The 12849-nt window shown below is 66.9% G+C and carries 10 protein-coding genes; 4 read left to right on the plus strand and 6 right to left on the minus strand.

The genetic code is table 11. The features are described 5' to 3' along the window. Positions 1-428: 428 nt before the first annotated feature. Positions 429-1919, plus strand: coding sequence for a glycine betaine/L-proline transporter ProP (gene proP / locus ACZ6YI_RS21695; protein WP_465780426.1), 1491 nt, complete (start codon positions 429-431; stop codon positions 1917-1919). Positions 1920-2225: 306 nt separating this feature from the next. Here proP and ACZ6YI_RS21700 read toward each other — a convergent pair whose 3' ends face one another. The 6 genes from ACZ6YI_RS21700 to zwf form a co-directional block, all read right to left on the minus strand. After that, positions 2226-3290 carry a M35 family metallo-endopeptidase gene (locus tag ACZ6YI_RS21700; protein WP_465780427.1) on the minus strand — a complete coding sequence of 355 codons (1065 nt, stop codon included), beginning with the start codon at positions 3288-3290 and terminating at the stop codon, positions 2226-2228. Positions 3291-3765: 475 nt separating this feature from the next. Beyond that, positions 3766-4644 (minus strand): EamA/RhaT family transporter, encoded by an 879-nt coding sequence (locus ACZ6YI_RS21705; RefSeq protein WP_465780428.1) that lies wholly within the window; start codon positions 4642-4644, stop codon positions 3766-3768. A gap of 158 nt (positions 4645-4802) precedes the next feature. Next, positions 4803-5450, minus strand: a complete 648-nt coding sequence (eda, locus tag ACZ6YI_RS21710) for a bifunctional 4-hydroxy-2-oxoglutarate aldolase/2-dehydro-3-deoxy-phosphogluconate aldolase (RefSeq protein ID WP_465780429.1) — start codon at positions 5448-5450, stop codon at positions 4803-4805. 14 nt (positions 5451-5464) lie between these two features. Beyond that, positions 5465-7276, minus strand: coding sequence for a phosphogluconate dehydratase (gene edd / locus ACZ6YI_RS21715; protein WP_465780430.1), 1812 nt, complete (start codon positions 7274-7276; stop codon positions 5465-5467). Positions 7277-7318: 42 nt separating this feature from the next. Further along, a complete protein-coding gene (pgl, locus tag ACZ6YI_RS21720; RefSeq protein WP_465780431.1) occupies positions 7319-8020 on the minus strand; it encodes a 6-phosphogluconolactonase in 702 nt (233 codons plus the stop codon). Next, positions 8017-9489: a glucose-6-phosphate dehydrogenase gene (gene zwf / locus ACZ6YI_RS21725; RefSeq protein ID WP_465780432.1), complete on the minus strand. Its 1473-nt coding sequence runs from the start codon at positions 9487-9489 to the stop codon at positions 8017-8019. Before zwf ends, pgl begins: the two co-directional genes overlap by 4 nt. A 238-nt stretch (positions 9490-9727) precedes the next feature. Between zwf and ACZ6YI_RS21730 the strand changes: the two genes are divergently transcribed. The 3 genes from ACZ6YI_RS21730 to nagA are packed head-to-tail and all read left to right on the plus strand — an operon-like array spanning position 9728 to position 12708. Next, positions 9728-10480: a GntR family transcriptional regulator gene (locus tag ACZ6YI_RS21730; RefSeq protein ID WP_440328118.1), complete on the plus strand. Its 753-nt coding sequence runs from the start codon at positions 9728-9730 to the stop codon at positions 10478-10480. Between the two features lie 16 nt (positions 10481-10496). After that, positions 10497-11531: an SIS domain-containing protein gene (locus ACZ6YI_RS21735; RefSeq protein WP_465780433.1), complete on the plus strand. Its 1035-nt coding sequence runs from the start codon at positions 10497-10499 to the stop codon at positions 11529-11531. 28 nt (positions 11532-11559) lie between these two features. Next, positions 11560-12708 carry an N-acetylglucosamine-6-phosphate deacetylase gene (nagA, locus tag ACZ6YI_RS21740; protein WP_465780434.1) on the plus strand — a complete coding sequence of 383 codons (1149 nt, stop codon included), beginning with the start codon at positions 11560-11562 and terminating at the stop codon, positions 12706-12708. Positions 12709-12849 lie beyond the last annotated feature (141 nt).

Consider the following 12849-nt stretch of genomic DNA (forward strand, 5'->3'; position numbering starts at 1 on the left):
GTATTTTATGACTATCAACGATCAAGCTGCGCCGCAGCATGCCTGCTGTCGTGGGGGGGGGGGGGGGGGGGGGGGGGGGGGGGGGGGAGCCCCCAACCCCCCCCCCCCCCCCCCCCCGGGGGGGGGGGGGGGGGGGGGGGGGGGGGGGGGCGCCCCCACCCCCCCCGCGCCCCCCCCCCCCCCCCCCCACGACAACAGCAGTGATTTCGCCCGGGCACATTGTCTTAACGCGGCATTTGTTAAGCTTTTCGGGATATCCACTGCGCACGCCGCTCGCGTGTGCCTTTGAAGTAGGTATCCCGCGTGTCCCCCTGAGCGGACCGCGCCGAGCGCCGCGTTTCGCGTTGCGCATCCCTTATCCCCAGGACGGTTGGCCCCGGCCACGCTGTTGCGTGCCTGCACGTCCGCGAGAAACAGGAGCACGCACGATGCAGGAGACTGCCGGGCACGATGCCCACTTCGGTTGGTTCACTCGCCGCCGCAAACACCTCAAGCCCGATGACCTCACCATCGTCGACGAATCCATGCTGAAGCGCGCCGTCGGAGCCGCGGCGCTGGGTAACGCGATGGAATGGTTCGACTTCGGTGTATACGGCTACCTCGCCGTCACGCTGGGCCATGTTTTCTTCCCGGGCAGCAGCCCGACGGCGCAGGTGATCGCGACGTTTGCGACGTTCACCGTCGCCTTCCTCGTGCGGCCTATTGGCGGCATCGTGTTCGGTCCGCTGGGTGACCGCTTCGGGCGCCAGCGCGTGCTGGCCGCCACGATGATCATGATGGCGATGGGCACGTTCGCCATTGGCCTGATTCCCAGCTACGAGCGCATCGGCCTGTGGGCTCCGGCGCTGCTGTTGCTTGCGCGGCTGTTGCAGGGCTTCTCCACGGGCGGCGAATACGGCGGCGCGGCTACCTTTATCGCCGAGTACTCGACCGATGCGCGGCGTGGGCAGATGGGCAGCTGGCTGGAGTTCGGCACGCTTGGCGGCTACATCGCCGGCGCCGGTCTCGTCACCGCGTTGAGCATGTGGCTGGGCGCGCAGGATATGCAGGCATGGGGCTGGCGCGTGCCGTTCCTCATCGCCGGCCCCCTGGGCCTGCTCGGTCTGTACATGCGCATGAAGCTGGAGGAGACGCCTGCGTTCAAGGCGCACGCCGAGGCGATGGAAGCCGCGGGTGAGGCTCCGCGGATCGGCCTGCTCGAACTGGTGTCGGTGCACGGCACGCAGCTGCTGAAGTGCATCGGCCTGGTGCTGGTGTTCAACGTCACCGACTACATGCTGCTCACGTACATGCCGAGCTACCTTACGGTAACCCTGGGCTACAGCGAAGCGAAGGGCCTGCTGCTGATCCTGATCGTGATGCTGGTGATGATGCCGCTGAACGTGGTCGGTGGCCGTTTCAGCGATCGCTTCGGCCGGCGGCCCATGATCATCGGCGCGTGCGCGGCGATGTTCGTGCTTGCGATCCCGTGCATGCTGCTCGTGGGCACCGGCAATGATGCGTGGATCTTCACCGGCCTGATGCTGCTCGGCGTGGCGCTCGTCTGCTTCACCAGCACGATGCCTTCGACGCTGCCTGCGCTGTTCTACACGCCGGTGCGCTATAGCGCGCTGTCGATCGCGTTCAATGTCTCGGTATCGCTGTTCGGCGGCACGACACCGCTGGTCACCGCGTGGCTGGTCGAGCGCACGGGCGACCCGATGGTGCCGGCCTATTACCTGATGGGCGCGGCGGTGATCGGCATCGTCACCATGCTGTTCGTCACCGAAACCGCCGGCCTGCCGTTGCGCGGCTCGCCGCCCGCCGTGGCCGACCACGCCGAAGCGAAGGAACTGCTCGCGAGCGATGCGCCACTGACCGTCGACGAGACGCTGCCGGCGTTGCCGGAAGACACCGCGAGCGATCCGACGCCGGCCTAGCTTGCTGCCTTTGAATCGGTTCATTCGCTGGGGCGAATGCGTGTGCTGAGCGGCTTGCGCCGCCTTAGGCTGGATGCGTCGCCGGGGTCGGGAGCGGTCAGGCCCTGGCGGCCGCCAGGCGCGGACCTTCGGACCGGGCCGTAGCACCCTCGTCGCGAAAATCGTTACCTCACGCGGCCCTCCGCTCATGTCGGCCGCCAGAGCCTGACCGCTCCCGAGTCCATGCGTTTTGTTCCGTGCGGCAAAAGCGCCGCCGATCGACGCTCGTACGTCCCGGTTCCCGCGCCTCAGGAAAGAAGAGTCGCCTTATCGCCCGAGTTGCGTATCCGTAATGAAGTACTCGTAGTTGGCCGCACTCTGGACGGCTTTGGGCCGCTCCAGCCGGTGGGCGTCGTTTCGATTATTCACACCGGGAAGGTCAACGGTCGCCCTAGCGATGCTGTCAGCCTGGTGCGACACCTCATGCACGATGGTCCCAGCCTGGGAGGTGATTCCGCCCGTGATGGGGTCAGTGAAGTTCACGGGGCAAAGGTGGATAAGGGACCCTTCTGCCCAAGCGCGTGACAGTGGGCTGTATCCCTTACATTCATCGCATACGGTCCGCGCGCCCGAGAGAAGCCGGACATACACTGCCGTTACGGTCTGATCCACCCGTGAGTTATCGGTGAAGTTCGCGCCGGGATCCGGATCCTGTGGTGCAGCGTCGTCCCAGGCTCCAAACCAGTTTGTATACCGACGATGGGGCTTCATATGAATCCGCTGCGGAGCCGGACGTGTCTGACCGATCGGGTCGGCGTAGTACAGACCGCCCAAAAAGTATGCAGCCTCCTGTGATGCGGCTTGTGCCGCTGATATCGCGTTTCGCGTCATGCCCAGCTGTTCAGCTGTGCACTGCAATGTAGAGGCTATGGTCTGGCTTCGAACATATCCTCCGATAGGATGAAATGTCAGTTCATTGCTCTTCACCATCTCGGCCGCTACGTCTTCGTTCTCTCCGGTCGGCTGGATGCCCGGAACGCGATCGTAAAGAGCCATTGTCGTGCTGACAGTTATCGTGCCCGCGGGAGGCAGGTCATATTCGCGAGATAGTTCCACATCGCCATCAACACTGGATCGCGGAGGCACGCGGACGAACGCGCTCGCCTCAAAGGCGCCATGCGATACGAATCTCCCGACGTAGGGCACTTCGTTTCCAAACGCATCGGTAATCTGCAGCCAGTTGCCTGTTGTCCTGTCATCCGGCTTGTCGAGAACTGACTGATAGCCGAGAACGTAGATGTCGCGTTCGCCGGCGTTGCTGAGCGTCACATGGATCACGTTGGAGGACGATGCGTTCCGCTCGTCCCTGGATAAAGTGATTGTCGCATTCATCGCCCATGCGCTCATGGACGCAGCGAGTAAAGGCAGAGAAGCTAGCCACGTTCTACAGGTCACGCGTACACCTCCATTTCAACGGAGGCGGGACATTAGGGGTTCGGTGCTCGCATTGATATGGAAGAATTCTCAATTCAACGATAGTGTGACCGGTGTCACATAGTGCCGACTGACTCCGTAGACGCGAACGTCGACGCGGGATAGCGACTGTGAAGTGCGAGCTCTCCCACCACCAACCTCATCGACGGCGGCGCGGGTGGGCAGGCCCTTGGGGCCGACATGAGCGGAGGGCCGCGTAACGTGTCGACTTTCGCGAGAGCGGCGCTACGGCCCGGTCCGAAGGTCCGCGCCTGGCGGCCCCAAGGGCCTGCCCGCCCGCAGCTTCCTCAACCGACCAACGGCGAGGCGGCGTAAGCCGCTGGTCACATGCATTCGCCCCAGCGAATGAACCGATTCGAAGGCGCCGCGCTGACTACGCCGCGGTCATCACCGCGATGGCGGCGATGGCCAATGCGATGCCGAGCCAGTTGATCGCGCTTAGCTTCTCGCGGAAACCGAACGCGCCCACCAGCGTGCCAAGGACGACCACGCCCATGTTCATCGAAGCGAACACCAGCGAAGGCGAATCCGGCACCGCCTGGTGGCCGCGCACGTAGAACAGGATGTTGGCGAAGTTGAAGGCGCCGAGCAGGATGCCGAAGCCGAGGCTGCGGCCGGTGATCGCCGCCTTGCCGGATACCGCACGGGCAACCGCCACGATCCAGCACAACACCATCGCGATCAGGAACGAGCCGAGCAGGCCGGCCGCGAATGATGCACCGGCTTTCGCCACGAGCTTGAAGCAGATGTCGATCGCGCCAAAGCCGGCGAAGACAAGCAGCGGAGCCCACCAGCTCGCGCGCTCATCGTCGCTGCCACGCATGCCACCGCGCGGGCTGGCGACGCCCTTGCGCCAGAGCACGCAAAGCACCGCGACCAGCGCGATGCCAATGCCCAACGCCTTCTGCCCCGTCAGCACATCGCCGAGGAAGGCGAATGCAGCGAACAGCGAAACAAATAGCGACAGGCGCTGCGCCACGTCGGTCCGAACAATACCGGCCGTGCTTACCGAGCGCGCGAGTACCACGAAGATGGCGGGCAGAAGGATGCCGAGGGCGATGAGCGGCGGCCATGTCGCCTTCGCTTCGAGCACACCCTGCGGCGTCGCACCGAGCAGCCACCATGCGAGCAACGAGGCGACCACGTAATTCGTGGCGACGGCCTGGACGATGTCGATACCCGCGCGGCGGGCGAGCTTCAGCAGGATGGAAACCGAGACGCTGAAGAGAACGGCGAGGAGGATGTAAACCATGAGACCGTGGTAGCGGTATACGAGGCTGGGAAGTCTCGCACGAACCGGGTCCTGGTGCGCCGTTTCAATCTGTCGTGGGAGCGCGCTTGCGCGCGATGGGGGCTGCGGTTAGCACCCATCGCGTGCAAGCACGCTCCCACGGGAGCATGGCGGCGCGATTAGCGGCGCTTGAGCTGCGCCGCTTCGCGGGCCAGGGTTTCGATGGCGGCGTAGTCGCCGGCGGCGAGCAGGTTGGCGGGAGTGAGCCAGGAGCCACCGACGCAGGCGACGTTCGGCAGGGCGAGGAACTCCGGCGCGTTGGCGAGGCTGATGCCGCCGGTCGGGCAGAAGGTGATCTGCGGCAGCGGTGAGGCCCATGCGCCGATCAGCTTCGCACCACCGGCCGGCACGGCCGGGAAGAACTTCTGGAAGCGGTAGCCGCGCTCGAGGAGCTCCATGGCTTCGCTCGACGTGGCAGCGCCCGGTAGCAACGGCAGTTCGTGGTCATCGGCTGCATCGAGCAGGCGCGGGCTGCTGCCCGGCGAGACCGCGAACTTCGCGCCGGCCTTGAAGGCCGCCTCGAGGTCCTTGGCAGCGAGCACCGTGCCGACGCCGACGAAGGCGCCTTCCACTTCCGCGGCGATCGCGCGGACCGCCTCGAGCGCGGCCGGCGTGCGCAGCGTGACTTCGATCGCCGGGATGCCACCGGCGACCAGCGCGCGCGCCATGCCCACGGCCTTCGACGCGTCCTCGATGATGACGACGGGGACTACCGGCGCCAGCGCCAGGGTGGATTCGACCTTGGCCTGCTTTGCTTCGTTGCTCATCGTTACTCCGTTGCTCAGAACACGCCCGCGCCGAGGTCGGCCGCGACGGCCGACTGGCGGAACATGGCGAAAAGTTCGCGGCCCATGCCGCTGTGGTGCACGCCGAGATCGACGTTATCGGGAACGCGGCTGTTCCACTCGTCGGCATCGACCAGCACCTCGACGGTGCCGGCGATCGCATCCACGCGGACGAGATCGCCCGTGCGTACGCGCGCGATGGGGCCACCCGACTCGGCTTCCGGCGTCACGTGGATCGCCGCGGGCACGCGGCCCGAGGCACCCGACATGCGCCCGTCGGTCACCAGCGCCACGCGATGGCCACGATCCTGCAGCAGGCTCAGCGTCGGCGTGAGCTTGTGCAGCTCGGGCATGCCGCGCGCACGCGGGCCCTGGAAGCGCACCACCGCGATGAAGTCACGGTTGAGCTCGCCGCGGTCGAAGGCTGCCTTCACGTCATCCTGCTCATCGAACACGATGGCGGGCGCCTCGACGACCATGCGGTCTTCGGGCACCGACGAGACCTTGATGACGCCCCGGCCCAGGTTGCCCTTGAGCATGCGCAGTCCACCATCCGCGCGGAACGGCTCGCTGATCGCGCGCAGCACGCCACGGTTGCCGCTTTCCTTCGAGACCGGCACCCAGGTGAGCTTGCCGTCCTCGAGCACCGGCTTATGCCGGTACGCCTCGAGGCCGTGGCCCATGATCGTGTTGACGTCGTTGTGCAGCAGGCCGGCGCTGAGCAGCTGGTCCATGAGGAAGCCCATGCCGCCCGCATCGTGGAAGTGGTTCACGTCGGCATAGCCGTTCGGGTACACGCGGGCGAGCAGCGGCACGACCGAGGACAGCGCATCGAAATCGTCCCAGCGCAGCTCGATGCCCGCGGCACGCGCGATGGCGACAAGGTGCAGCAGGTGGTTGGTGGAACCGCCAGTCGCATGCAAGCCCACCACGCCGTTGACGATCGCGCGCTCATCGATGATGTGGCCGATGGGCATGTAGTGCTCACCCATGCAATCGCTGGCGAGCACGCGCTCCACCGTGGCCTCGGTCAACGCGTGGCGCAGCGGCGTATCCGGCAGTTCGAAGCTCGAACCCGGCAGGTGCACGCCCATGATCTCCATGAGCATCTGGTTGGAGTTGGCCGTTCCGTAGAACGTGCAGGTGCCGGCGCCGTGGTACGAACGCGCCTCCGCTTCGAGCAACTCCGCGCGCGTCGCCTTGCCGGCGGCAAACGCCTGGCGCACCTTGGACTTCTCTTCGTTCGGGATGCCCGACGGCATCGGGCCCGAAGGCACGAACGCACTGGCGAGATGGCCGAACGAAAGCGCGCCGATCAACATGCCCGGGACGATCTTGTCGCAGATGCCGAGGTACAGCGCGCCTTCGTACATGTCATGCGAAAGCGACACGGCGGTGGCCATGGCGATGAGGTCGCGCGAGAACAGCGACAGCTCCATGCCGGGCCGGCCCTGGGTCACGCCATCGCACATCGCCGGAACACCGCCCGCGACCTGGGCGGTCGCCCCGTAGCGGCGGGCGATGGCGCGGATGCGCTCCGGGTAGCCCTCGTACGGCTGGTGCGCCGACAGCATGTCGTTGTACGCGGTGACGATCGCGATGTTCGCGGCGTGGCCGTTGCGAAGCGCATCCTTGTCGGACTCGCACGACGCAGCGAAGCCGTGGGCGAGGTTGCCGCACGAAAGATGATGCCGCTTCGCGCCGTTGCCGCGCGCGGGGTGGATCTTGGCGAGGTAAGCCGCGCGCGTGGCGCGGCTGCGCTCGACGATGCGCTGGGTCACCTCGGCGAGGACGGGATGCAGGGTCATGGCGTGTGTTCTCGGGCTTTGACCGGTGGAAGCGGGCGCGTGTTACGGCGCCCAGAAGACATGGATGGGCACGCGATCCTGGGTAAGGACGGCACGGATCGGCACATCCTCGCCACCCTCGGCCTTTGCGAGCAGCTCCTTCTTGTCCGCGCCTTCGATGTGCAGGTACACCGTGCGCGCATCGAGCACGCGCGGCAGGGTGAGCGTGATGCGCGGCTCACCGGCGCCACCGGCGCGCATCGAGATCACGGCCTTCTTGCCGTTCGGATCGAGCGCTTCTTCGAGGTTGTCGCCACCGGGGAAGAACGACGCCGTGTGGCCATCCGGGCCCATGCCCAGGATCACGACATCGAGCGGCTGGCCCAGGGCATCGATGCGCTTGCCGACGTCGGCGAGCGCGGCATCGACGTCATCCTTGTGCGCCTTGTCGAACAGCGGCACGAAGGTCGCGGTGTGCGCCTCGTGGTGCAGCAGGTGCTCGGCGACCAGCTTCGCGTTGCTGCGGTCGCTGTCGGTATCCACCCAGCGCTCGTCGACGAGCGTGATGGTGACCTTCGACCAGTCGATTTCCTGTTCGCACAGCACGGCGAACATCTGCTTGGGCGTGCCGCCACCGGAGACGGCGAGCGTGGCCTTGCCTCGCGCCTTGATCGCCGCATCCAGCTTCGACGCGATATCGCGTGCGAGCTGGTCGGCCAGCGTGAGCTTGTCGGCGTATTCGTTGCGGATGATCTTGGCGTTCATGCGGCGTCCTCGGCCCAGGTGCGGCCATCACGTTCGATAAGCGCCACGGCGGCGCTCGGACCCCAGGTGCCCGCGGTATACGGCTTCGGCGTATCGCCGCTTGCCTCCCACGCGTCGAGGATGGGACCGGCCCAGTTCCACGCCGCCTCGACTTCATCGCGGCGCATGAACAGGGTCGGGTTGCCACGCACGACATCGAGGATGAGCCGCTCGTAGGCATCGGGCTGCTGCACGCCGAACGCCGCCGCAAAGCTCATGTCGAGCGGCACGTGGCGCAGGCGCAGGCCGCCCGGACCCGGATGCTTGATCGTCAGCCACAGCTTCACGCCCTCGTCCGGCTGCAGGCGCAGCGTCAGGCGGTTGGGCAGGAGCGGGCCGCTCGCGGGATCGAAGATGGAATGCGGCAACGCACGGAACGTCACCACGATCTCCGACACGCGATTGGGGAGGCGTTTGCCGGTGCGCAGGTAAAACGGCACACCGGCCCAGCGCCAGTTACCGATCTCCGCCTTGAGGGCGACGAAGGTTTCGGTCTTTGACTGGTCGCTGCCGAGTTCTTCGCTGTAACCCGGAACGCCCTGGCCTTCCGCTGCACCGGCGCGGTACTGGCCGCGCACGGTGAGCTGAGCTGCGTTGCTGCCGTTGATCGGCCGGAGCGAACGCAGCACCTTGAGTTTTTCATCGCGCACGGCATCCGGCGCAAGCGACGATGGCGGCTCCATGGCGAGCATGCACAGGAGCTGCAGGATGTGGTTCTGGACCATGTCGCGCAGCGCGCCCGCGCGGTCGTAGTAGCCCGCGCGGTGGCCGACGCCGACGGTTTCGGCCACGGTGATCTGCACATGGTCGATGTGCTGTGCGTTCCACAGCGGCTCGAACAGCGCGTTGCCGAAGCGCAGCGCCAGCAGGTTCTGCACCGTTTCCTTACCGAGATAATGGTCGATGCGGTAGGTCTGCGATTCGCTGAAGACCTGGGCGACGGCATCGTTGATGGCGTTGGCGCTTTGCAGGTCGCGGCCGATCGGCTTCTCGAGCACCACGCGCGCGCTTTCGCCATTGAGGCCCAGCGAGGCCAGGCGCTGGCAGATGTCGGTGAAGATGTCCGGCGAGGTCGAGAGATAGAACACGCGGATGTGGTCCGGGCGCTCGCCCATCAGCGCGGCGAACTCTTCCCAGCCATCGGCCTTGCGGGCGTCGAGCGAGCGGTAGCCGATCATCTGGATGAAGGCATCGAGCTGGGCTTCCGCCACGTGCGAAACGCCCTTCTTCACTGCCTCGCGGACCTGCTCGCGATACGAGGCATCGTCCAGGCCCTCGCGCGCCACGCCGATGATCCGGCTCTTGGGCAGGATCTGGCCATCCACGAAACGGTGGTACATGGCGGGGAGGAGCTTGCGCACGGCGAGGTCGCCGGTGCCACCGAAAATGACCAGGTCAAAGGGTTCGACCGGCAGGGAGGAAGCGCTCACGACAGTGCCTCTTGAAGGGTTTGCGGAGGGGTACCGCTCGATCGTACCAGTGACATACCACGGCGTACCAGCCCCGTACCACTGCACGGAGCCTTCCCCTGTACCTAACCTCGTGATCACACAACGGAAACGTTTTCAGGCCAATTTAGATCGTGCAAACAACCGTTCGGTCAAACGGCTGGTCTGTCCGGGTCCCGACCGCCTTGCCCCAGTGGTCAGCTATTGGTATCTTCGCATGATGGAAACCGCCCTCGTTACCGAGTACCAGCGCCTGCAGCACGACCCGGCAGCCCGCCTGCCGCTGGCGTACATGCGCCTGCGCCGGGCCATTCGTAACGTGATCGAGAACGGCGAGGTCCAGGTGGGCCACGCCCTGCCGAGCGAACGCGACCTGGCCAGGGCCCTCACCCTGTCCCGGGTCACCGTGCGCAAGGCGATCGGCGGCCTGGTCGAGGATGGCCTGCTGACCCAGCGGCATGGCGCCGGCACGTTCGTCTCCGAGCGCATCGTGAAGCCGCTCTCGCGCATGACCAGCTTCACCGAGGACCTGCGTGCCCGCGGCCTCAACCCGCGCTCGGAGTTCTTCGAGAAGGCGATCGGCGAGGTGAACCCCGAGGAAGCCATGGCGATGAACCTCTCGCCGGGCACCCAGGTGGTACGCCTGCACCGGCTGCGCTACGCCGGCGATGAGCCGCTGGCGATCGAGCGCAGCGCCGTGCCGCTCGCCCTGCTGCCCGACCCGGGCCTGGTCGAGGATTCCCTGTACGAAGCGCTGGACCAGCTGGGCAACCGCCCGACCCGCGCGTTGCAGCGCCTGCGCGCGGTGATCCTTGGTCCCGCCCAGCTCCGCCTGCTGCGCCTGCCGACCGGCAGCGCCGGCCTGAACATCGAACGGCGCAGCTTCCTCGACGATGGGCGCATCGTCGAGTTCACCAATTCCTGGTACCGCGGCGACATCTACGATTTCGTGGCGGAACTGCAAAGCGACTGACGAGCCCAACGCCACCATGACCATCCAGCCGCAAGACACCCTGATGTTCCGCGAAGCGCACGAGACCGCCGAGGTCGCCGAGCGCCAGCTTGCCCACAACGAGGCGATCGTCTCCGCGCTGGCCGAGCGCCTGCGCGCGAACCCGCCGCGCATGGTGATCACCTGCGCCCGCGGCAGCTCCGACCACGCGGCGATGTACGCGAAATACGTCTTCGAAACCCAGTGCGGCGTCGTTACCGCGTCGGCCTCGCCGTCGGTGACGTCGATCTACCACGCCTCGCAGCATCTCGAGGGCGCGCTGTACGTCGCCGTCTCGCAGTCGGGCAAGAGCCCCGACCTGGTGCGTAATGCCGAAGCCGCCAAGCGCGCCGGTGCGTACATCGTCGCGCTGGTCAACGTGGTCGATTCGCCGCTCGCGGCCGTCGCCGACGTGGTTGTCCCGCTGCATGCCGGCCCCGAGACCAGCGTCGCCGCCACCAAGAGCTACCTCGGCTCGCTGTTCGCGATCCTGCATATCGCCGCCCGCTGGAGTGGGAAGCAGGAGATCGCCGATGCGCTCACCGCGCTGCCGGCGCAGCTGCGCCAGGGCTGGGACGCGGACTGGTCGACGCTGACCGATGGTCTGGTCGATGCGCACAACCTGTTCGTGGTGGGCCGCGGCTTCGGTTTCGCCGGTGCGCTCGAAGCGGCGTTGAAGTTCAAGGAAACCTGCGGCCTGCACGCCGAAGCGTTCAGCGCGGCGGAAGTGAAGCATGGCCCGATGGCCCTGGTCGGCCCCGATTTCCCGGTGCTGTTCTTCGCCCAGAACGACGACACGCTGCCCGGCGTGCTCGATGTCGCCGCGGAGTTCCGCAAGCGTGGCGCCAAGGTCTGGGTCGCCGCCCCTGGCGCCACGGGCGAGGACGTGCTGCCGCTGGTGGCGACCGCGCCCATCTCGGCGCCGCTGGTCACCGTGCAGAGCTTCTACCGCGCCACCGCGGCGCTCGCGCTCAAGCGCGGCTTCAACCCCGATGTCCCGCCGCACCTCAACAAGGTGACGGAAACCGTCTGACCCCCGCTTCGAGCCCAAGGACTTCGCCATGACCCTCGCCCTCGTCAACGGCCGCGTGCTGACCGACAACGGATTCCAGACCGGCCTTGCGGTGCTGGTGGATGACGGAAAGATCACCGCCCTCGCCCTGCCTTCCGACCCGCGCGTGCGCGCCGCGGACAAGCATGACCTGGGCGGGCGCACCCTGCTCCCGGGTTTCATCGATTGCCAGGTGAATGGCGGCGGTGGCGTGCTGTTCAACGACGAGCCCACGGTGGAGGCGATCCGCGCCATCGGCGAAGCCCACGCGAAGTTCGGCACGACGGGTTTCCTGCCCACGCTGATCAGCGACGACGCGGAAGTGATGTCGCGCGCGATCGACGCCGTGAACGATGCGGTGGCCCAGGGCGTGCCGGGCGTGCTCGGCGTGCACCTGGAAGGCCCGTTCATCGCACCGGAGCGCAAGGGCGTGCACGATCCGGCCAAGTTCCGCATCGCCGGTGCGGATGACATCGCGATGGTGGCGCGCCGCCACGGTGGCGTGACCCTGCTCACGCTTGCGCCGGAACGCGCGAGCGACGACGTGCTCGCCCAGCTCGTGGCGAACGGCGTCATCGTCTGCGCGGGCCATACCGGCGCCGACTACGATGCGACCCACCATGCGCTCGCCATGGGCGTGCGCGGCTTCACCCACCTGTTCAACGCCATGACCCCGTTCACCAGCCGCGAGCCCGGTGTGGTCGGCGCCGCGCTGGAAGACCACCACAGCTGGTGCGGCCTGATCGTCGATGGCCACCACGTGCACCCGGCGTCCCTGCGCGTCGCGATCGCCGCCAAGGCGCCGACGAAGATGATGCTGGTGACGGACGCCATGCCTCCGGTAGGTTCGGACAACCCGAACTTCGTGCTGAAGGGCGAAACCATCACCGCGCGCGATGGCGTCTGCCAGACGGCGGATGGCACGCTCGCGGGCTCGGCGCTGGACATGGCCTCGGCCGTGCGCAACACCATCGACATGGTGGGCGTGCCCTACGACGAAGCCGCCCGCATGGCCTCGACCTACCCCGCCGCCTTCCTCGGCCTGGGTAGCAGCCATGGCCATATCGCCGCCGGTTACCGCGCGGATTTCGTGGTGATGGATGCCACCCACCACGTCACGGAAACCTGGATCGGCGGCGAGCGCGTCTTCGCGGCCTGACCGTCTGGCAACGCATCTGTGGGAGCGCGCTTGCGCGCGATGGCCTTGCCGCGAGCACCCATCGCGCGCAAGCGCGCTCCCCCACGCGGGGGGGGGGCGAACGGGCCCAGGACGCCCGGGTGGGTTATTACGGCCGCAACC

The organism is Luteibacter sp. NPDC104163 (assembly GCF_055584245.1).